Source organism: Pseudomonas sp. HLS-6 (assembly GCF_002753995.1).
GTDB classification, from domain to species: Bacteria; Pseudomonadota; Gammaproteobacteria; order Pseudomonadales; family Pseudomonadaceae; genus Aquipseudomonas; species Aquipseudomonas defluvii.
In genome coordinates this window covers 540,626-561,566 of the sequence record NZ_CP024478.1, presented here as the reverse complement: position 1 = coordinate 561,566, position 20,941 = coordinate 540,626, and the positions used below count along the sequence as shown (strand labels likewise).

The 20,941-nt window shown below is 60.4% G+C and carries 15 protein-coding genes; 4 read left to right on the top strand and 11 right to left on the bottom strand.

The window, feature by feature from the left end; all coding sequences use genetic code 11:
- Nucleotides 1–44: 44 nt before the first annotated feature.
- Together msbA and CS390_RS02465 are read right to left on the bottom strand one after the other, a co-directional pair.
- A complete protein-coding gene (msbA, locus tag CS390_RS02470; protein ID WP_065758720.1) occupies nucleotides 45–1,853 on the bottom strand; it encodes a lipid A export permease/ATP-binding protein MsbA in 1,809 nt (602 codons plus the stop codon).
- 8 nt (nucleotides 1,854–1,861) lie between these two features.
- Nucleotides 1,862–2,068, bottom strand: coding sequence for a hypothetical protein (locus CS390_RS02465; RefSeq protein ID WP_065758719.1), 207 nt, complete (start codon nucleotides 2,066–2,068; stop codon nucleotides 1,862–1,864).
- Between CS390_RS02465 and CS390_RS02460 the strand changes: the two genes are divergently transcribed.
- Nucleotides 2,067–2,672 carry a lipopolysaccharide kinase InaA family protein gene (locus CS390_RS02460; RefSeq protein ID WP_065758718.1) on the top strand — a complete coding sequence of 202 codons (606 nt, stop codon included), beginning with the start codon at nucleotides 2,067–2,069 and terminating at the stop codon, nucleotides 2,670–2,672. The genes CS390_RS02465 and CS390_RS02460 overlap by 2 nt on opposite strands.
- On the opposite strand, the gene CS390_RS02455 is transcribed toward CS390_RS02460, so the two are convergent.
- From CS390_RS02455 to putP, 8 genes are all read right to left on the bottom strand, one after another.
- Complete coding sequence (locus CS390_RS02455; protein ID WP_099773400.1) at nucleotides 2,658–3,773, bottom strand: glycosyltransferase; 1,116 nt, start codon at nucleotides 3,771–3,773, stop codon at nucleotides 2,658–2,660. The two genes, CS390_RS02460 and CS390_RS02455, sit on opposite strands and share 15 nt — an antisense overlap.
- 323 nt (nucleotides 3,774–4,096) lie before the next feature.
- Nucleotides 4,097–5,053 carry a glycosyltransferase gene (locus tag CS390_RS02450; protein ID WP_099773399.1) on the bottom strand — a complete coding sequence of 319 codons (957 nt, stop codon included), beginning with the start codon at nucleotides 5,051–5,053 and terminating at the stop codon, nucleotides 4,097–4,099.
- 48 nt (nucleotides 5,054–5,101) lie between these two features.
- Nucleotides 5,102–6,511, bottom strand: a complete 1,410-nt coding sequence (locus CS390_RS02445) for a PIG-L deacetylase family protein (RefSeq protein WP_099773398.1) — start codon at nucleotides 6,509–6,511, stop codon at nucleotides 5,102–5,104.
- Entirely contained in the window at nucleotides 6,508–7,404 is an 897-nt protein-coding gene (locus CS390_RS02440; protein WP_099773397.1) for an antimicrobial resistance protein Mig-14, read from the bottom strand. Before CS390_RS02440 ends, CS390_RS02445 begins: the two co-directional genes overlap by 4 nt.
- Nucleotides 7,404–8,534, bottom strand: coding sequence for a glycosyltransferase (locus tag CS390_RS02435; protein ID WP_065758713.1), 1,131 nt, complete (start codon nucleotides 8,532–8,534; stop codon nucleotides 7,404–7,406). Before CS390_RS02435 ends, CS390_RS02440 begins: the two co-directional genes overlap by 1 nt.
- Complete coding sequence (locus CS390_RS02430) at nucleotides 8,518–10,275, bottom strand: carbamoyltransferase (protein ID WP_065758712.1); 1,758 nt, start codon at nucleotides 10,273–10,275, stop codon at nucleotides 8,518–8,520. The genes CS390_RS02435 and CS390_RS02430 overlap by 17 nt, the downstream gene beginning before the upstream one ends.
- 111 nt (nucleotides 10,276–10,386) lie before the next feature.
- Nucleotides 10,387–11,223: a 23S rRNA (adenine(2030)-N(6))-methyltransferase RlmJ gene (locus CS390_RS02425; protein WP_065758711.1), complete on the bottom strand. Its 837-nt coding sequence runs from the start codon at nucleotides 11,221–11,223 to the stop codon at nucleotides 10,387–10,389.
- A 115-nt stretch (nucleotides 11,224–11,338) separates the two neighbouring features.
- On the bottom strand, nucleotides 11,339–12,823 hold the full coding sequence (putP, locus tag CS390_RS02420) for a sodium/proline symporter PutP (RefSeq protein ID WP_099773396.1): 1,485 nt from the start codon (nucleotides 12,821–12,823) through the stop codon (nucleotides 11,339–11,341).
- 479 nt (nucleotides 12,824–13,302) lie between these two features.
- On the opposite strand from putP, the gene putA reads away from it, so the two are divergent.
- Nucleotides 13,303–17,256: a trifunctional transcriptional regulator/proline dehydrogenase/L-glutamate gamma-semialdehyde dehydrogenase gene (putA, locus tag CS390_RS02415; protein WP_099773395.1), complete on the top strand. Its 3,954-nt coding sequence runs from the start codon at nucleotides 13,303–13,305 to the stop codon at nucleotides 17,254–17,256.
- Between the two features lie 149 nt (nucleotides 17,257–17,405).
- Here putA and CS390_RS02410 read toward each other — a convergent pair whose 3' ends face one another.
- Nucleotides 17,406–17,849 carry a hypothetical protein gene (locus CS390_RS02410; RefSeq protein WP_065760297.1) on the bottom strand — a complete coding sequence of 148 codons (444 nt, stop codon included), beginning with the start codon at nucleotides 17,847–17,849 and terminating at the stop codon, nucleotides 17,406–17,408.
- A 312-nt stretch (nucleotides 17,850–18,161) separates the two neighbouring features.
- Between CS390_RS02410 and CS390_RS02405 the strand changes: the two genes are divergently transcribed.
- Both CS390_RS02405 and CS390_RS02400 read left to right on the top strand, forming a co-directional pair.
- The gene (locus CS390_RS02405) at nucleotides 18,162–19,604 is read left to right on the top strand and encodes a TldD/PmbA family protein (RefSeq protein ID WP_099773394.1); all 1,443 of its coding nucleotides are present in this window, start codon (nucleotides 18,162–18,164) and stop codon (nucleotides 19,602–19,604) included.
- Nucleotides 19,604–20,929: a TldD/PmbA family protein gene (locus CS390_RS02400; protein ID WP_371918233.1), complete on the top strand. Its 1,326-nt coding sequence runs from the start codon at nucleotides 19,604–19,606 to the stop codon at nucleotides 20,927–20,929. Before CS390_RS02405 ends, CS390_RS02400 begins: the two co-directional genes overlap by 1 nt.
- Nucleotides 20,930–20,941 lie beyond the last annotated feature (12 nt).

The following is a 20,941-nucleotide window of genomic DNA, read 5'->3' as shown; positions in this document are numbered from 1 at the left end:
CGCCGATTGGCAGCCGGGGCACAGCAGGCCCCGGCATTCATGCATCAAGTGATGTCGGCCTTGCTTGGCTCGTCCAGCCCCATCGCATGCAGGCGGGCGTAATAGCCGTTCTCCGCGATCAACTGGCTGTGTGTACCGCGCTCGACGATACGTCCCTGATCCATCACGAGAATCAGGTTGGCCTTTTCGATGGTCGACAGTCGGTGGGCGATCACCAGGGTCGTTCGGCCTTTCATGACCTGATCCAGCGCAGCCTGAATGTGCCGCTCCGACTCGGTATCCAGCGCCGAGGTTGCCTCGTCAAGAATCAACAGCGGGGCATTCTTGAGCAATGCCCGAGCAATTGCCAGGCGCTGACGCTGGCCACCGGACAACAGCACGCCGTTCTCACCAACCTCGGTGTCGAAACCATGCGGCAACTGCTCGATGAAGTCCTTGGCATAGGCGTCGGCAGCCGCTGCTTCGATCTGCTCACGCGGTGCTCCGGCCAGGTCGCCATAGGCGATGTTGTTGGCCACAGTATCGTTGAACAAGGTGACGTGCTGGGTGACCTGGGCAATGTGCCGACGCAGGTTACGCAGGCGATACTCCTCGATTTCCACGCCGTCCAGCAGGATCTGGCCCTGCTCGTGGTTGTAGAACCGCGGAAGCAGGCTGGCGAGGGTCGACTTGCCGCTGCCGGAACGCCCCACCAGTGCGATCATCTGACCGGGCTCGGCACTGAAACTGATGTCATTGAGCACCTGACGCTCGGTGCCCGGGTAGGTAAAGCTCAGGTTGCGCACTTCAAGGCGACCACTGACGCGCTCACGCTCCACCGTCCCAGTGTCACACTCGGGCTCAACATCCAACTGCTCGAAAATACTCTCGGCCCCGGCCACACCCTTCTGGATGGTCGAGCTGACTTCCGACAACTGGCGAATCGGCTTGGGCAACAAGCCCGCGGCAGTAATGTAAGCCACCAGATCACCGGCAGAAGCATCTCCGCGCAAGAACAGCACCAGGAACATCAGCACGGCCATGGCCGAATAGATCACCAATTGCAGCATTGGTGTATAGATCGCACCAGTCTTGGTCATCCGCAGCTGTTTGTTGGTGTTGCTCTGACTGGCGTTGGCAAACCGCTCCTGCTCATAGCGTTCACCCCCAAAACTGCGCACCACGCGATAGCCTTGAATGGTTTCCGAAGCGACATGGGTCACATCCCCCATGGCCACCTGGATTTTCTTGCTCTGCTTGCGGAATTTCTTGCTGGCGGTACCGACCATGACTGCAATAAGCGGCAGGATCGCCAGCATGACCAGCGTCAGCTTCCAGTTCATCCACAACAGGTAGATGAACAGGAAAACAACGGTCAGGCCTTCGCGAATCACCACCTTGATCGCATCGGTCGCCGCCCCCGTGACCATGGTCACGTTGAAGGTAATCCGCGAGATCAGATGGCCGGAGTTGTGGCTGTCGAAGTAGCGATTGGGCAGAACCAGCAGATTGTTGAACAGCTCAACCCGCAGGTCATGCACCAGGCCAAGGGAAACCTTGGCCAGAAAGTAGTTACCCAGGAAGGAGCCGAGCCCCTGCCACGCGGCAATGGCCACGATCAGCAAGGGCACCGCCTGGAGCAACTGCATGTCGCGCAGGTACGGCACATTGGGGAACAACACCGCTTCGGGGTTGCTCAAGCCGTCGACGAAGTATTTGAGAATGCCCGCCAGCATCGGCTGGGTCGAGGCAAAGATCACAAAGCCAACAATGCTCAGCAGGAAAATGCCTATGTAAGGCTTCACATAGCTCAGCAGCCGAAAGTAAATTTTCAGACTGGAGCCCTGCTCCGCCTCTCGCGGTGTTTCAGCCATCTTCGAGCTCACTGTTCTGGTAGAACGGAAAATTTTATCACAGCCGACGTGATGGGCATGCCATCACAGGAACTCGGCTCACCGTAAAGAGCAATCACAGGCTCATGATGCCCGCACTGCCAATGAATCAAAGCATCCTGCCATGGTGCATTCCTGAAGTTTTCGGCATTATGGCCTGTCATTTGGCGTGCCATTTTCAACAAGGCCTCAACCATGCAATGCTCCCGACTCACTCAGGCCGACCTCGAACAGCTGATACTCGGCGCCCAGATCCTGGAGGCCGATAGCTTTGGCGCGAAAGTCTACCTGCTCGAGAACGGTAATATTCTTAAACTCTTCAGGCGCAAGCGTTTTTTCTCTTCGGCGCTGCTGCGACCCTACTCCCGTCGCTTCATCGACAATGCCCTACGCCTGGAAGCATTTGGCATCCCCACACTGCATGTACTAGCCCATTACCGACTCGACGAACCCGGCAAGACTGCAGTGCTGTACCGCCCGCTGCCCGGCAAGACCTTGCGCCAAATCAGCCAACAGCCCGGCTTCAGCTGGCAGAAAACGCTGCCGGAAATGGTGTCGCTGATTCGCAAGCTGCACCACTGCGGGATCTATTTTCGTTCACTGCACCTGGGCAATATCGTCGTGACACCCGACAGTCACCTGGGGCTCATCGACGTAGCGGACATGAAATTTCTCCGGGCCCCCTTGCCTGAACGCATGATCAAACGCAACGTGCAGCATTTTGCCCGTTACCTGTCTCGCGAGCAGCTCAGCGAAGCGTTTCCACTCGTTGAGCTGGAACATGCGTTACTGGCCCGCTGAAGCAGACACCGGAGCCAGCAGATCGCGGGAGGTCTGGCTGAACGTTTGCCAGGCCTGCACGGGTGCCAAGGCTCGGTACTGGGCACTCGCTACCTCGACGGCAGGTAGCGCAGCACAGCGCTCGATGGCCTGCGCCCATGCCTGGGTATCACCCACGGGCGCGTAGCATCCATCCTCGCCCAGTTGCTCGCGGAAAACGGCCAGATCGCTGCATAGCACCGGCACACCGGCCAGAACAGCCTCCTGCAGCACCAGGCCCAGCCCTTCCGAATAGGAGGGAATCAACACCCAGTCGAAAGCGCGATAGAGCTGATCACAGCCAGAAAAGTGCCCCGGCAGAATGACCTTCCCGAGCAGCCCGAGTCGCTCGACACGCGCTTCAAGATTCACGCGCTCAGCACCCTCACCAAGAATAAACAAACGCAGATCGGGGTGCGCCCTGGATGCCTGGGCAAAGGCATCGATCAGATAATCGAAACCCTTGCTAGCGACCAGGCGCCCGACAGCGCCCATTACCCTGACCCCGTCCGTACTCACCCCCAGTGTCTGCCGAGCCTGTTCACGTGCGAACAGTGCGGCTTCAAAGCACGAGGGCTCAAGCGCGCTGCGCAACACGGTCACCGGCAAGCCTGTAGTGCCTTGCAGTGCATCGGCAAGCGTGCGAGAAACGGCAACCAACGTCAGCTGAGAGGTAGGGAGGGACTTGAGCAACGAGACATCAGCCGTACTCAGACGTGTCTCGCCATGAAAAAGGACGGCAACCCGGACACTGGGCAAGCTGCGCAGGACCGGGAGCAACAAGCGCGCTACACCCACACCGTCGAGCAGCACCGCACCGGCATCAGCCTCCAGCAAGGCCTTGCGAAAACGCGCGCGCAACCAAGGGCCAAGCAGTTTCCAGACGTGCCGCCCCTTGATCAAGCGCGAGGACAGGTTCCATTCCAGGCTTGGCGATCCAGCACTGTCGGACAAGGCACGGCCTTGCAGCAACCAGTTGATGACTGAAGTTCCGGGCGCCGCCAGCGAAAGAATCTGCTGATGGACCTTGTGCACTGAAACAAAAGGCGAGCCACCAGCCCACATGATGTTGATCACGTTCATGAGGCAGCACACTCTGCTTCACGCCATACGAAAATGACACAGGCGAACGCATCCACTGAAAAAGCCAATGTCATCTCCATTGATAAAATCCATTCCACACTTTACTGCACAATCCGAACAGCGCGCATGAACACGACGAATACATGACGCCAAAAAGGCAGGATATTGCCACAAACCGAGCGCCTGATGCGGAGCAGTTCTGCCCTTCGCCGCCTGCACCTGGCTAACCCCACAAGCGCAAAAGGCTCAGGTTGAAGTAATCGAAGACGTTACGCCGGCATGCCTGCTGAAACCAGGGCATACCGGCACATTGCCTGGGCCACTCAGAAACCCAGGCTTAGCCGTAGGCGCTGCCAACCGGTCAACGCCGGGCGAGGCCGAAGAGGCGGTTGCAACTGCTCGACAATGCTGCGTCCGACCTGAGCAAAACTGAAGCGCGAAACCGCAAGATCACGGCCGTTGGCAGCAATACGCTGCGCCAGCGCAGGATCTGCACGCAGGATGTTCAACTTTTCCTGCAACTGGGGAATGCTGCCATACAGCACGACGTTGTGCATATCCTGCAAACCCAGCGCACGGTTTTCGGCATCGCCCTGATCGTAAGCGAGCAGTACGCAGCCACACGCCATGGCTTCGAAGTTCTTGATCATGTACTCGCCCATGCCAACATCAGCGCTTACAAAAAAACGAATCCGGTTAAGCGTATCGCAGTACTCTTCACCCGATTTTGTTCGGGTAACGACCAGATTTTCGACCTGAGCCAGTTCATCGAGCAAGGCTTTGCGACCGCTGTAGGCAACGCTGTTGGTGCTGCCAACGAATGCCAACTCGATGTCCCGCTCACGCCCCTGATCAGCCAGCAACTGCTGGTCATACCCCTTGGGCACGAACACCGCATCAAACCCTTCCTGCCGCAGACGCTCGCTGACCATGTAGCCGGAGCTGATCACGCGCGCCCAAGGCAGCTTGCGATAATGCTTGCTGAAAGCACCGGTGTACTTGCAGGGAATGTAATTCTGGTAAGCATCGTGCTCGAGGATGACCAGGTTGGGAACCGTACGAATGAAACCGACCTGGCGGATCTCCTGCTTGAAGCGCAGGAAGAAAATGATCCGGTCATACTGGCTGACGTCGATTTCACGGCGAAAGTACGCACGTAGATTGCGCTGATCGGCGCTGGTCAACCAACGCAGGTCGCACTCGCAATGCTCAGCAACCCCTTCGTACAAGCGATCCAGAATGGCCCGCTGTTCCTTCTGCACCAGAAATAGAACTTTCATTGTCTTCCTTACGGCGCATGCGCTACCGCTATCAATCACGCCCTGGACCTACAGATCCCGGCGCCAGAACAATTCATGTCGACGCACTGCTTTACGGAAAAACTCATTCTCACCGTAGGGCGACGCTTTGCGGCCTGCCAGCCAGCGCTGCAACAGGCGTCGCAGGCGCCGCTTGAACGGGGGAGCAGGCTGCAGGTCATGCATCATGCCCAGCGCCATGGCCTTGTCACGCTGTGCATTCAGATCAAGCACCAGGCTATGCGGAGTCCAGCCTTGGCCAGCCTCCATTTGCGGTGGCAACGCCACGCCTGCACCGCTGTCGCCCATCGGCCAACGATCGTTGTCATGCAGGTGGTTGGCGTAGCACAACAGGGTTTCAGGCTGCCATTCAAGGCCTTGCAAGGCTTCAAGCACCGCCGCCTGAGCGCACACGTGATCGGGGTGAGGGTCGAGTGTCGGGTGCGGCATCACCAGCACCTGTGGACGCGCCAGCACAATCAGCGCTCGCAAGTCAGCCAGCAGGTTGTTCCAGGTCGGAGCACCATCGTGATCGCCTGGCAAGGCAAGACTATTGAACTGCCGGAACAGCCGCGTGTCGGCCATCTCTGCTTCCCGAGAAGCCATCGGCTGATCCGGTGCAGCTTGCATAGCAGGCAACTGCAGGCAGAAGTACCCCAGCTGGACGCACTGCGCCTGCGGTACACCCGCCCAGCGTGGCACCGCAATACTGTCCCAGGCACGCAGACGCCCCTTGAGGCGTGCAGCTTCGGCACGCTCAAGGCCCATCTGCTGGTAATGCTCTGCCTCGATCTCACCCGCCGTCAGTGTCACGATCCAGGATTCTGCGGCCTTGCTGTAAAGGCCATAGGCGGCCAGCTCGGCATCATCGGCATGGGGCGCAATGACCATGACCCGCCGCGGGTACAGGTCACCGCTGCGCACAACCCACAGTTGCGATGCTTCCAGCACCCGACAATGCCGGCCACGCAGGCGCAGATTACCTGCCATTACAGCCGTCGCCTGGCCCGTCAGGTTGAGGTAGCGTACGCCTCGCACACCGCGCTCGAACGTCTGCAGGTCCGGGACGTCACCGCCCAGCACCTCGACGGCAGGGTCGAAGAAACGCCCTAGCCAGGTACATTTCAGGCGGACCTGAAGAATCAATGTTTCGTCACCCGTTACTGGCAATGGCTGAGTCACGCGCAGGCCCTGGCCGGCCAGTGACACCGCAACCGGCTCACAGCCTTCAGGGAAGGTGTACTGGTAATCCTCGGCTGGCGAATAGAACAAGTGGTCGGCGAACCACGCTTCGTGGGCCACCCACAGCAGCGGCAACAGCACCAGTGGCAACCACCAGTGAACGCCGACACCCACGCCGAGCAGCACGAGCAGGCCGAGCAGCAAGCCCAGGCGCTTGTTGCGCCGATGGCGCTTGAGCAACTGTTGCTTGCGGCTCACACCTGAAACACCGGAACGGGGTTGCACCATCGGTCCTTGTACTCGCGATCGGAACGACCGAAAGAAAACCGCAACGGCTTGTTCCGCGCACGGGCGTCTTCCCAGGCGCTCTGTGTGTTGAGGAAGCTCAATACGCTGCCAGGGCTGAACGCCTTGGTTTCGGGATCGACACCGCCATTGACGTACTCAACGCTGATCCATTCCGGCGCTTCAACCCGATACACCAATTGAATGGCGATGGGGGCACCGTCAAGAAACAACACCGAACCGATCAACAGCTCACGCAAGCGCTCAAGCACTTCGGCCATACGCTCGGCACCCGTGGCCGGGAACGTCCAGCGGCGCTGGAACAGGTCGCAGTACATGGCCGCTAGCTCCGCACTGCTGAAGTCGGTCACAGGACGAACCTGCCCACCCGCCTCTTCCAGCAGACGCAACTCGCGGCGCTGGTTGTAACGGAATTTCTTCGACAGGTCTTCCGGGGTCCTGGCCATGGCCAAGGACTCCACTTGCGGTTTGAGGTTGGCGAAACGGCCCTGATTCAACTCGGAGAGGTAACGCCCGGCATGCCGCAGCGGCACCTGAGCATCGGCCGCAGCAGGCAGAATCAACTCGGCATTACCCAAGTCGAACAAGCCTTTCTTGCCCGCACGCTTGAGCACGTCCTTGGACAGCGCCAGGTAGCGCCCCCAGGTTGGAATCACCGCCTTCAGCTCACCCTGTGCTTCCCAGGCCAGGTAGCGCACCGGGATCTCGGCAAGGTCGGCCAATTGCGCGACCACCAACGGGTGAGTGGCAACGCTGCCACCAAAACGCTGCCAGGCCTGTTCATAGGCAGCAGCATCTACTTCGTGCCAGCCACGTTCGCGCCAGCCTTTGATTCGATTGAGCATCAAGCCTCCGCAGCCAATGCGCTGACGGCTGGCAGCTGCCAGAAGGACTCACGTACGGCAACATCGGAAAAACGTTCACGCAGACGCTGCAGCATGCGCTCGGCGCAGGCCTGGCGTTGCGACTCATCCAGGCCGGCCAGGTGCTGCAGCCCTTGAGCAAGGCGCTCGGCATCACCCAGCGGGAACAGAATACCGACCCCCTCGACGACCTCCTTTGCCCCACCACAAGCTGTCGCCAACAGCGGCAAGCCAGCAACCATGGCCTCCAGCAGAACCATCCCGAACGGCTCGTGATCGGAGCTCAGGGCAAAAGCATCGAATGCGCGGAAATAGCGACGACCGTCTGCTACCTGGCCCAGGAAATCGACCTGTCCGGCGATTCCCAGTTCGGCAGCCAGCGCCTTGAGGCTCTCGTCCAGGCGCCCCTTGCCCATGATCGCCAGACGAGCACCGGCCGGCAGCCCCGGCAGCGCCTTGGCAAAGCCGCGCAGCAGCGTGGCCTGGTCCTTGTCCGGGTGCAGGCGACCGACGTTGGCGACGATCCAGGCCTGCGGGTCCAACCCCAGGGCCTGACGCGCTTCGGCAGCAGGCAACAAGCTCGCCTGCAGCGCCTCGATGTCGACACGGTTGTAAAGGGTCTGGATACGCTGCTCCGGCCACTTGGGCAAACAGTGGCGCATGTCGTCGCGCACTGCATCAGAGACGCCGAGCAGGCTCAGGCGTCGACGGAACAGGTTGGCAAATAACTGCCGGCTGCCACGCTTGTAATCGCTGAATGCGTGATGCACTCCGATCACCGGCACATTCGTCGCCAGCAAGGCCACATAGATCGGCTTGAAACGGTGGGCAATGCAGAAGCTGAAACGGCGGCTGGAAGCGATCCGGCGCAATGCGCGAATCGCCCCCAGCTTCAGGCCGCGAATGGCCTTCGAGCTGAATTCCATGAACAGCACTTCGTCAGACGCACAGCCAGCAGCCACCTGTGGATCGGCAGCACCGGTCAGGAAAACCGTGGTAACCCGGTAACCCGTGCCCGCAAACAGGCTGGCATACTGACGGGCACAGTCCAGGAACGGCCCGTCATAACCATGACAGAACTGCAGGACATGCCGCTCAGCCGATGGTGTCATAACTGTCCGCACCGTCCTTGACCACCAGAATGTCTTCCATGATCAGGTATTGCAGGTCGGAGCCGAAGAACATGTTCAAGGCGTCGGTCGGCGAGCAGATCATCGGTTCGCCACGACGGTTGAGCGAGGTGTTCAGCGACACACCGTTACCCGTCAGGTCTTCCAGCGCTTTCATCATGTCGTAGTAACGCGGGTTGTACTCACGCTTGAGTACTTGTGCCCGCGAAGTGCCGTCTTCATGGACAACTTCCGGCACGCGGGTTTTCCACTCTTCCGCCACTTCAAAGGTGAAGGTCATGAATGGCGCCGGGTGATCGACCTTGATCATCTGCGGGCCGACCGTGTCGAGCATCGACGGGCAGAATGGCCTCCAGCGCTCGCGGAACTTGATCTGCTCGTTAATCCGGTTAGCCACGCCCGGCACGCTCGGGCAGCCGATGATCGAACGACCACCCAGGGCACGTGGCCCAAACTCCATGCGGCCCTGGAACCAGGCCACCGGATTGCCGTCGACCATGATCTTGGCGATGCGCTGCGGCATGTCGTCGATCTTGCGCCATTTTGGCTGGCTCGGATGACGGGCACAGGCGGCGATCACGTCCTCGTTGGAGTACGCAGGGCCGAGGTAGACGTGCTCCATCTTCTCGACCGGAACGCCACGGGCGTGCGACACATAGGCCGCCGCACCGACAGCGGTACCGGCGTCACCGGAAGCCGGTTGAACGAACAGTTCCTTCAGGTCCGGACGGGCAATGATCTTCTGGTTCAGCTTGACGTTCAGCGCACAACCACCGGCAAACGCCAGCTTGCCGGTTTCCTTGAGGATGTCGCCCAGGTAATGGTCGATCATCTGCAACGCCAGTTTTTCGAACAGCGCCTGCATGCTGGCCGCATAGTGGATGTACGGCTCGTCGGCGATATCGCCTTCACGCTTCGGCCCCAGCCACTCGATCAGTTTTGGCGAGAAGTAGAAGCCCTTGCCCTTCTCTTTATGGCGGCGCAGGCCGATGACGTTGGCGTATTCGGTGTTGATTTCCAGCTCGCCATTCTCAAAGCTGGCCAGGCGCGAGAAGTCATACTTGCTGGCATCGCCATACGGCGCCATGCCCATGACCTTGAACTCGCCATCGAGCATTTCGAAACCGAGGAACTCGGTGATCGCACCGTAAAGGCCACCGAGGGAGTCCGGATCGAAGAACTCCTTGATCTTGTGAATCTTGCCGTTTTCGCCATAGCCGAAGAACGTGGTGGCGTACTCGCCCTTACCGTCGATCCCGAGGATCGCAGTCTTCTCCTTGAAGCCAGAGCAGTGGTAAGCGCTGGAAGCGTGAGCCAGGTGGTGCTCGACCGGCTCGATCTTGATCTTCTTCGGATCAAAGCCCAGTTGCTCCAGGCACCAGACGATTTTCTTGCGGTAACGCTTGTAGCGGCGGTTGCCCATCAGAATCGCGTCAAGGGCACGATCAGGGGCATACCAGTAACGCTTGGCGTAGTGCCAGCGAGCCTTGCCGAACAGGCTGATCGGGGCAAACGGAATCGCGACGACATCGACGTCGGACGGTTTGATCCCGGCCTGCTCCAGGCAGAACTTCGCCGATTCGTAGGGCATGCGGTTCTTTGCATGTTTATCGCGCACGAAGCGCTCTTCTTCAGCGGCAGCAATCAGTTTGCCGTCGATATACAGGGCCGCGGAAGGATCATGGCTAAGGGCGCCGGACAGGCCAAGAATCGTCAATGCCAAGGGTCTAGCCTCTTCAAACTTTTAAAATGTGCCCCTGCGCGTGTGGCAAGCGGCAGCCAAAGAGCGGGATTATAACGTAAAGCAGCGCGCAACCCAGCACTGCGCGCCGACTCATTCAGCGATCAACCAGTCCATACGCCAGCTGCCTTGTGTCTGACCGAGTACTTGCGCAAGCCATGGCAGCAGCTCGCGCAACTCCTCTTCCAGCCCCCATGGCGGATTGGCAATGGCCAGGCCGGAACCGTTCAGGCTTTGCGGGGTATCCAAGGGATGCACCAGCAATTCAACCCGCAGCAGTTTCGGCGCCCCTGTACTGGTCAGGTCCTGATAAAAGCGCGTCAGTTGACGCTCTTCCTTGATCGGGTACCAGATCGCCGCGACGGTCTGTCGCATACGGCCGATGGCCTCTTTCATGGCCTGACTGCATCGCTTGAGCTCATCGAGTTGCTCAAAAGGCGGGTCGATCAGCATCACCGCACGCTTCTCCTGAACGGGCAGCAAGGCACGCGGCACGTGCCAGCCTTCGCCAAGGTGCACTGCAACGCGTCGATCACCTTTCATGTTCTCTTTGAGCAGACGACCGTCTTCCGGGTGTTTTTCGTTGAGCAGCACGCGATCCTGATCACGCACCAGACGCCGCGCCAGCTCAGGCGAACCCGGGTAATAGCGCAATTCGCCATCCCGGTTCATGCGCTTGAGGATGCGCAGGTAATCGGCAGCCAACTCGGGCAGGTCGTCACGCCCCCACAGGCGCCCGATACCCTCAAGGTACTCGCCGGTGCGTGTCGCCTGATCGCCCTGCAAGTCATACAAGCCAAGGCCGGCGTGGGTATCGATGTAGGCGAACGGCTGCTCCTTGCGCGACATCAGCGCAATGAGGCGGGTCAACACAAGGTGTTTGAAGACGTCGGCATGGTTGCCGGCGTGGAAGGCGTGACGATAGTTCATGGCAACTCCTGCAAGGCCGACAAGTTTACCCTGTCGCAGGGGCCAGGCAAAACGACAACGGCCCGACCTCTGGAAGAGATCGGGCCGTTGTCAGGCACAGACCAGCATTAACCGATCAATGACCCTTCTTGAACGCCTCGTCGGCCTTCTCAAAACGGGCAACCATACCTTGCGACGGACGACCCAGGGTGCTGACCAGCACGATTGCCAGGGCGCCCAGGATGAAGCCCGGGATGATTTCGTACAGCCCCAGCAGGGCGAAATGCTTCCAGACAACCACGGTAATCGCACCGACCAGGATACCGGCCAGCGCACCATTACGGGTCATGCCTTTCCACAACACGGAGATCAGTACCACAGGACCGAAAGCAGCGCCGAAGCCCGCCCAGGCATAGCTCACCAGGCCCAGTACCTTGTTCTCAGGGTTGGCGGCGATGCCAATCGCAATCAGCGCTACGGCCAGCACCATTAGACGACCGACCCAGACCAGCTCAAGCTGAGAAGCACTCTTGCGCAGGAAAGCCTTGTAGAAGTCTTCGGTCAACGCACTGGAGCACACCAGCAGTTGGCAGCTCAGGGTACTCATTACGGCAGCCAGAATAGCCGACAGCAGCACGCCTGCGATCCATGGGTTGAACAGGATCTTGGCCAGCTCGATGAACACACGCTCATGGTTCTCGGTCACAGGGCCGGCCAGATCAGGGTGCGCCGAGAAGTAGGCAATACCGAAGAAACCGACGGCACAGGTACCGACCAGGCACAGGATCATCCAGGTCATGGAGATACGGCGAGCCTTGGCGATCGACTTGACCGAATCTGCCGCCATGAAGCGCGCCAGGATGTGCGGCTGACCAAAGTAACCCAGACCCCAACCCATCAGCGAAATGATGCCGACAAAGGTAGTGCCTTTGAGCATGTCGAAGTTCGCCGGGTCTTGCGCTTCGATGGCCAGGAAGGTCGTATCGACGCCACCGGTGGCGAGCAGAACAATGATCGGCGTCAGAATCAGCGCGAAGATCATCAGGGTCGCCTGGACGGTATCGGTCCAGCTCACAGCCAGGAAACCACCAACAAAGGTGTAGGCGATCGTGGCGGCTGCACCTGCCCACAGGGCAGTTTCATAGGACATGCCGAAGGTGCTTTCGAACAGACGGGCACCTGCAACGATGCCGGAAGCACAGTAGATCGTGAAGAACACCAGAATCACCACCGCGGAGATGATCCGCAGCAGGCCGCTCTTGTCTTCAAAACGGCTGGTGAAGTAGTCCGGCAGGGTCAGCGCGTCACCGTTGTATTCGGTTTGAACACGCAGGCGCCCGGCAACGAACAGCCAGTTCAGGTAGGCACCGATGATCAGGCCGATAGCGATCCAGGCCTCCGACAGACCCGACATGTAGATCGCGCCTGGCAGGCCCATCAGCAGCCAGCCGCTCATGTCCGAGGCACCCGCCGAGAGCGCGGTTACCACGCTACCCAGGCTGCGGCCGCCCAGAATGTAGTCGGAAAGGTTGTTGGTGGAGCGATAGGCCATGAAGCCGATCAGCACCATCGCCAAGATGTAGATCACGAAGGTGATCAGGGTTGGGTTGCTTGCACTCATGATGTTGCGCCCTGGAATTTGTTTTTATGGTAGCCGCAGTTGGCTGATGCCGCCGGCAAAGCCGTTCATTCCCTGAACGCTCGTCACGGGTAGCACTGAAGCCCAACCGCGCATGGAGTGATGCGAAGACTTCCAGATAAAGCCCCGCACGGGTACACCTGACCTCAAGCGAGGTTGCACCGAGGCCGCGAATGCTATGCAACAACGCAAAGAAGGTGCAACCAATTTCTGCAATCCAGTTGCACCTCGTCGGATATTTCCGATGACGACCACTTTTTGCTCCCTTATGGAGCAAAAAGCACGATCTACAGAAGTAAATGCACCCTAAACAGCCAAAACGGCTGAGCCCCTCAAACTGTCGGACGAGCTGCACTTTTTTTGTACGAAAATTGGGTTGCACCAGGTTGCACCCTGACCCCGCCACAGCTAATCTTTGCGCCAGCTAGTGCCACATCACGTGGCGATAATGAGGATAAGAAATGGCGACGACCACCCTAGGGGTCAAACTCGACGACCCGACCCGTGAGCGACTCAAAGCAGCTGCGCAGTCCATTGACCGCACGCCGCACTGGTTGATCAAACAGGCGATTTTCAATTACCTGGAAAGGCTCGAGGGTGGCGCCACCCTGACCGAACTCGCCGGACAGGCCCACAACCACGCTGACGAAGCCGGCGAAGTGCAACCTGATCACGCTCACCAGTGCTTCCTCGAGTTCGCCGAAAGCATCCTGCCGCAGTCCGTTCTGCGCTCGGCCATTACATCGGCCTATCGCCGCCCCGAGCAGGAAGTCGTGCCGATGCTGCTGGAGCAGGCTCGCCTGCCGGCAGCCATGGCCGATGCCGCCAACAAACTGGCCGCCGGTATCGCCGAGAAGCTGCGTAACCAGAAGAGCGCCAGCGGTCGCGCCGGTGTCGTTCAGGGCCTGCTGCAGGAGTTCTCCCTGTCGTCCCAGGAAGGCGTAGCACTGATGTGCCTGGCCGAAGCGCTGCTGCGCATCCCGGACAAAGGCACCCGTGACGCCCTGATCCGCGACAAGATCAGCACCGGCAACTGGCAGCCGCACCTGGGCAACAGCCCGTCGCTGTTCGTCAACGCGGCCACGTGGGGCTTGCTGCTGACCGGCAAACTGGTCTCGACCCACAACGAATCCGGCCTCACCGCTTCGCTCAGCCGCATCATCGGCAAGAGCGGCGAGCCGATGATCCGCAAGGGCGTCGACATGGCCATGCGCCTGATGGGCGAGCAGTTCGTCACCGGCGAAACCATTGCCGAAGCGCTGGCCAACGCCACTCGCTTTGAAGCCAAAGGCTTCCGCTACTCCTACGACATGCTTGGCGAAGCCGCACTGACCGAGCATGACGCACAGAAATACCTGGCCTCTTACGAGCAGGCGATTCACTCGATCGGCAAGGCTTCTCACGGCCGTGGCATCTATGAAGGCCCGGGCATCTCGATCAAGCTCTCGGCCCTGCACCCTCGTTACAGCCGTGCCCAGTACGAGCGCGTGATGAACGAGCTGTACCCGCGCCTGCTGTCGCTGACCCTGCTGGCCAAGCAGTACGACATCGGCCTGAACATCGACGCCGAGGAAGCCGACCGCCTGGAGCTGTCGCTGGACCTGCTCGAGCGCCTGTGCTTCGAACCACAACTGGCGGGCTGGAACGGTATCGGTTTCGTTATCCAGGCTTATCAGAAGCGCTGCCCGCACGTCATCGACTACGTGATCGACCTGGCACGCCGCAGCCGTCACCGCCTGATGATCCGCCTGGTGAAAGGCGCGTACTGGGACAGCGAGATCAAGCGCGCCCAGGTCGAAGGCCTGGAAGGCTACCCGGTCTACACCCGCAAGGTGTACACCGACGTTTCCTATATCGCCTGCGCCCGCAAGCTGCTGTCGGTACCGGAAGCCATCTACCCGCAGTTCGCCACCCACAACGCCCACACCCTGTCGGCCATCTATCAGATCGCCGGGCAGAACTACTACCCGGGTCAGTACGAGTTCCAGTGCCTGCACGGCATGGGTGAACCACTGTACGAGCAAGTCGTGGGCAAGGTTGCCGATGGCAAGCTGAACCGTCCATGCCGCGTGTATGCACCTGTCGGTACCCACGAAACGCTGCTGGCCTACCTGGTTCGCCGCCTGTTGGAAAACGGCGCGAACACCTCGTTCGTCAACCGTATTGCCGACCACTCCATCTCCATTCAAGAGCTGGTGGCCGACCCGGTTGCAACCATCGAGCGCATGGCCACCCAGGAAGGCAGCGCTGGCTTGCCGCACCCACGCATTCCATTGCCGCGCGAACTGTATGGCAGCGAGCGGGCGAACTCCGCCGGCATCGACATGGCCAACGAACACCGCCTGGCTTCGCTGTCCTGTGCTCTGCTCAGCAGCGCCCACAACAACTGGTTGGCGGCACCGATGCTCGGTTGCGCTGCCAGCGCAGGCACTCAGCAGCCGGTACTGAACCCCGCCGATCATCGCGATCAGGTCGGTCACGTTCAGGAAGCCAACATCGAAGACGTCGACAACGCCATTCAGTGTGCATTGAATGCCGCACCGATCTGGCAGGCCACGCCTCCGGCAGAACGCGCCGCCATTCTGGAGCGCGCCGCCGACCTGATGGAAGCCGATATCCAGCCGCTGATGGGCCTGCTGGCTCGCGAAGCTGGCAAGACCTTTGCCAACGCCATCGCCGAAGTGCGTGAAGCCGTAGACTTCCTGCGCTACTACGCAGTGCAGGCACGCAACGACTTCAGCAACGACGCCCACCGCCCACTGGGCCCAGTGGTCTGCATCAGCCCGTGGAACTTCCCGCTGGCAATCTTCAGCGGTCAGGTGGCAGCTGCGCTCGCCGCAGGCAACCCGGTACTGGCCAAGCCTGCCGAACAAACCCCGCTGGTCGCAGCGCAAGCGGTACGCCTGCTGCTCGAAGCCGGCATTCCAGAAGGCGTGCTGCAACTGCTGCCAGGCCGCGGCGAAAGCGTCGGTGCCCGCCTGGTTGGTGACGAGCGCGTCAAAGGTGTCATGTTCACCGGTTCCACCGAAGTCGCGCGTCTGCTGCAACGCAACATCGCCGGTCGTCTCGACAACCAGGGCCGTCCGATTCCGCTGATCGCCGAAACCGGTGGCCAGAACGCCATGATCGTCGACTCCTCGGCACTGACCGAACAAGTGGTCATGGACGTGGTGACGTCGGCCTTCGACAGCGCCGGTCAACGTTGCTCGGCACTGCGCGTGCTGTGCCTGCAGGAAGACTCGGCTGACCGCGTGATCGAAATGCTCAAGGGCGCCATGGCGGAATACCGCATGGGCAACCCGGAACGTCTGTCCGTGGACATTGGCCCGGTGATCGACGCCGAAGCCAAGGCCGGCATCGAGAAGCACATCCAGGGCATGCGCGAGAAAGGCCGCTCGGTCTATCAAGTGGCTATCGCCGATACCGAAGAATGCAAACGCGGCACCTTCGTCATGCCGACACTGATCGAGCTGGAAAGCTTCGATGAGCTGCAACGCGAGATCTTCGGCCCGGTACTGCACGTCGTGCGCTACAAGCGCAAGGAGATGGACCAACTGATCGACCAGATCAACGGCTCCGGTTACGGCCTGACCCTGGGCGTGCACACCCGTATCGACGAGACCATTGCCAAGGTCGTCGGCAGCGTCAACGCCGGCAACGTCTACGTCAACCGCAACATCGTCGGCGCCGTGGTCGGTGTACAACCGTTCGGCGGTGAAGGCCTGTCGGGCACCGGCCCGAAAGCAGGTGGCCCGCTGTACCTGTACCGCCTGCTGTCGACCCGTCCGGCCAACGCCATCGAACAATCGTTCAAGCGTACCGACGGCGAAAACACGCCAGACACCCAGATGCACGACAGCCTGACCAAGCCACTGCAGGCCCTGAAAGCCTGGGCTGGCAGCAACCAGATGGTCGAGCTGGGCGCACTCTGCGAGCAGTTTGCCGAGCAGTCGCAAAGCGGGATCACACGCGTCCTCACCGGCCCGACCGGCGAGCGCAACAGCTACACCATCCTGCCACGCGAGCATGTACTGTGCCTGGCCGAAGGCGAAGCTGACCTGCTGACGCAACTGGCGGCGGTACTGGCGGTCGGTAGTTCGGCGGTATGGCCAGACAATGCACTGGGCAAAACCCTGCGCACTCGCCTGCCAAAAGACGTACAAGCCCGCATCAAGCTGGTGGCCGAGTGGAACAAGGACGACGTCGTATTCGACGCTGTTCTGCACCACGGCGACTCCGACCAACTGCGCAGCGTTTGCGAGCAGGTGGCCAAGCGTGCCGGTGCCATCGTCGGCGTCCAGGGCCTGTCCTCGGGCGAAACCACGATTGCTCTGGAGCGCCTGGTGATCGAACGTGCACTGAGCGTCAACACCGCTGCAGCGGGTGGTAACGCGAGCCTGATGACCATCGGCTAAGCGATTCGCACCCAAACAAGCAAAAGAGGCGCGTTCGCGCACCTCAGACAGCTGACAAACCCCCGCTCTTTAGCGGGGGTTTGTTTTTCAAGCCAAAGACAGTAACCGCCACAGCGTGCTGGCGCTAACCACTGTGGAAGTTGGCTTTATCAGCAAGCTGCAGCGCGCCCACCAAACGTGCGAAGACTCCAGAATTTCATTAGTTCAGACGCAATAGCCAACACCACCATTAACACCGTGCTACGGTCCGGAAAAAATTGAGCACCCAGCACTAAAACCGACACTGAGGGCGCAATGAAAAAAATCCTCAAGGGCATCTGCAAGTAGCCAACCCACCTCGCGGCATCTCGCTGGGCCAAGAATAAAAAACAGCTAACAAATAACGACACCTGCAGCACCCAATTCAGCACGAGCTTCAGCGCTTGGGCAGGCCCCAGGTCACCCCAATAAGCCAATGTCATTTCCCACGCGGCCAGGTACGGCACTTTGTCGTGCCGTAGATTTGTCGTCACGTACAACGCGATGTAGAGAACATCAAACCATCCCCATGCAAACCACACCGTCGACTTGCAGCCACTGTCTTTTGCGCTCATTCAGTACAAACCTTTCTTCTGCCCACATTGGCGCTTCGGCCGAACGTGACACGCTGACGTAAGTTGAAGTTCGCGTATTTCGATTTGCACGGCTGCGACCTAGAGACGTGTTGGTTTGCCATCAAGCCAGATCGAACAATCCCTTTGATGTAGTCCGCATCCCAGCGGCAAGTAGGACGCATCCCAAACCCCAAAAAAGGCACTCAATGCACAGCGCGCTTTTTCCTCACCCGGAAAGTAACGGGCTGCCATAATGAGCGCGCATCACGAGTGGTTCTGAGGGGGAGCCACCGCGCGCACGGAGGTTCACCCATGTTCGATGTCACCGCATTGCTGCGCCAGCGCTTCGCAGCCTTGCGCAGCACCGCCGAATTCTTCTCGCTGCGCTATGTGCAGGAGTCCCGACAACACCTGTCGGTACGCAAGAACGTCGCCGAGCCACCCAGCCTGGGTTGCGATGAAGGGGCGATGCTGACAGTACGCCTCAACGGCGTGGAAGCCTATGCAGCAACCGCCGACCTGTCCCAGGCGGGCCTGCAACGCGCGCTGGAGCAGGCCGAAACACTGGCCCGAAGCATCAACGGCCACGCCCTGCTCAACCTGAGCCTGCAGCCGGTGACCAGCGCTCAGGCCGACTACTGCTCCCCCAACCTTGCGCAGCCGTTTCCCAGCCTTAGCGACTGCTATGCGCTACTGGCCAGCGAATCAGCCAGCGTACCGGCGGACTCGCGCCTGGTGAATTGGCAGGCCAGCCTGGGCATCACCACGGTCGAACAGATTTACCTGAACAACGCTGGCGCGCAGCTGCGCCAGGCCCAGCGCTTCGTTTATCCAGGGTTCGGGGTCACCGCCTTTGACGGTCAGGACAGCCAAAGCCGCAGCCTGGGCCGGGAAAATTTCGGCCAGCAGGGCGGGTTCGATGTGATCGAGCGTTGCGGGCTGATAGGTGCCGGCGCCTTGGTCGCCGACCAGGCACTGCAACTGCTGCTGGCACCCAATACGCCCAGCGGCGTGCGCGACCTGCTGTTGATGCCCGACCAGATGATGCTGCAGATCCACGAGTCCATCGGCCATCCACTTGAAATGGACCGCATCCTCGGTGACGAGCGCAACTACGCAGGCACCAGCTTCGTCAACGCCAGCGACTTCGGCCATTTACAGTACGGCTCCACGTTGCTGAATGTCACCTTCGATCCCGATATCCCGGAACAACTGGCCAGCTATGCCCATGACGATGATGGTACGCCGGCACACAAGACCTTCCTGATCCGTGACGGCCTGCTGCTACGCCCCCTGGGCAGTGCGTTGTCGCAGTTCCGCTCCGGCCTCGATGGCGTTGCCAACAGCCGCGCCTGTGGCTGGAACCGTGCACCGATCGACCGCATGGCCAACCTCAATATCGAGCCGGGCGAACAGAGCCTGGCGCAACTGATCAGCGGCATCGAACACGGCATTCTGATGAAAACCAACCGTTCGTGGTCCATCGACGATGCGCGCAACAAGTTCCAGTTCGGCTGCGAGTGGGGCCAGTTGATCGAAAACGGCGAGCTCAAGGGCGTGGTCAAGAATCCAAATTATCGGGGCGTTTCAGCACAGTTCTGGCGCAACCTCAGCGCCGTGGGCGATGCCAGCACCTTCCAGGTACTCGGCACACCTAACTGCGGCAAGGGCGAACCCAACCAGGTGATTCGGGTCGGGCATGCCTCACCGGCCTGCGTGTTCAGCCAGATCGACGTATTCGGAGGAGATGCCTGATGGCCTACCTGGAACATTTCCAACGCCTGGTGAACAGCCTGCGCGATGCCGTGCACGCCCCCGAACACTTCACCCTGAGCTACAGCGCCGAGCAGTCGCATTTCATTCGTTTCAACCATGCCCAGGTCCGCCAGGCCGGCAACGTCGCGCAAGCCAGTGCCAGCCTCAAACTGATCGACAGCGGACGTCAGGCCGACTTTCAACTCACCCTCAGCGGGGACAGCGACGTTGACCTCCAACGCCTGCAGCAGGCCCTGGCACAACTGCGCCAGACCTTGCCGCTGATCCCGGTCGACCCCTACCTGAAACTCAACGAGGCCGTCTGGCATAGCCACAACGTGCAGAACACGCCTCTGCCAGACACCGCCGAGGTACTCGCCCAGATCGCCGCAGGTGCCACGGGGCTGGACCTGGTCGGGATCTACGCCGCAGGCCCGATCTGCCGAGGCTTCGCCAGCTCATTTGGCGCCTTTGGCTGGCATCAGGCCAACAGCTTCAACTTCGACTGGAGCCTGTTCCATGCCAACGGGCAGGCCGTCAAAGCCAACTATGCCGGCCAATGCTGGGACGCCGCGACATTGGCCTTGCGCCTGCATCAGGCCCGCGAGCAACTGGACTACCTGGACCGCCCACTCAAGGTCCTCGCACCCGGCCAGTACCGTGCCTACCTGGCGCCCGCAGCGCTGGACGAAATCATCGGCATGCTCTGCTGGGGTGGTTTTTCCGCCCAGGCCATCGCCAACAAGGACAGCCCGCTACAACGTCTTTACGCCAGCGATGCACAGTTGAGCCCGCTGATCGGCATCGCCGAACAGGTCAGCGGCTCGCTCAGCCCGGCGTTCTCCGAGGAAGGCTACCCGCGCAGCGACCTCTCGCTGATCGCACAGGGCAAGGCCCACCAACGACTGGTCGGTGCCCGCAGTGCAGCCGAGTTCGAGTTGCTGGCCAATGGCGCCGACAGCGATGAGTCACCCTGCGCACTGAGCATGGCCCCCGGCGAACTGGCGGCGGATGCAATCCTCGCCCAACTGGGCACGGGCCTGTACATCAGCAACCTCTGGTACCTGAACTACTCAGACCTGCCAGCAGCGCGCATGACCGGCCTGACCCGCTTCGCGACCTTCTGGGTTGAGGACGGGAAAATCCAGGCACCGGTCAGCACCATGCGCTTTGACGACAGCGTCTACAGCCTGCTCGGTACGCAGTTGGAAGCACTGACCTGCGACCGCGAGCTGATCCTGTCGACCAGCACCTATGACCAACGCCAGACCCGCTCTACGCACCTGCCGGGCGCGCTGGTCAAATGCCTGACGCTGACCCTGTGATAGCCGCTTATC

Bases quoted from the DNA above. Each gene is read 5' to 3' on its own strand.
- msbA (WP_065758720.1), bottom strand. From the start codon at position 1,853: ATGGCTGAAACACCGCGAGAGGCGGAGCAGGGCTCCAGTCTGAAAATT.
- CS390_RS02460 (WP_065758718.1), top strand. From the start codon at position 2,067: ATGCAATGCTCCCGACTCACTCAGGCCGACCTCGAACAGCTGATACTC.
- CS390_RS02465 (WP_065758719.1), bottom strand. From the start codon at position 2,068: ATGGTTGAGGCCTTGTTGAAAATGGCACGCCAAATGACAGGCCATAAT.
- CS390_RS02455 (WP_099773400.1), bottom strand. From the start codon at position 3,773: ATGAACGTGATCAACATCATGTGGGCTGGTGGCTCGCCTTTTGTTTCA.
- CS390_RS02450 (WP_099773399.1), bottom strand. From the start codon at position 5,053: ATGAAAGTTCTATTTCTGGTGCAGAAGGAACAGCGGGCCATTCTGGAT.
- CS390_RS02440 (WP_099773397.1), bottom strand. From the start codon at position 7,404: ATGCTCAATCGAATCAAAGGCTGGCGCGAACGTGGCTGGCACGAAGTA.
- CS390_RS02435 (WP_065758713.1), bottom strand. From the start codon at position 8,534: ATGACACCATCGGCTGAGCGGCATGTCCTGCAGTTCTGTCATGGTTAT.
- CS390_RS02425 (WP_065758711.1), bottom strand. From the start codon at position 11,223: ATGAACTATCGTCACGCCTTCCACGCCGGCAACCATGCCGACGTCTTC.
- putP (WP_099773396.1), bottom strand. From the start codon at position 12,823: ATGAGTGCAAGCAACCCAACCCTGATCACCTTCGTGATCTACATCTTG.
- putA (WP_099773395.1), top strand. From the start codon at position 13,303: ATGGCGACGACCACCCTAGGGGTCAAACTCGACGACCCGACCCGTGAG.
- CS390_RS02410 (WP_065760297.1), bottom strand. From the start codon at position 17,849: ATGAGCGCAAAAGACAGTGGCTGCAAGTCGACGGTGTGGTTTGCATGG.
- CS390_RS02405 (WP_099773394.1), top strand. From the start codon at position 18,162: ATGTTCGATGTCACCGCATTGCTGCGCCAGCGCTTCGCAGCCTTGCGC.
- CS390_RS02400 (WP_371918233.1), top strand. From the start codon at position 19,604: ATGGCCTACCTGGAACATTTCCAACGCCTGGTGAACAGCCTGCGCGAT.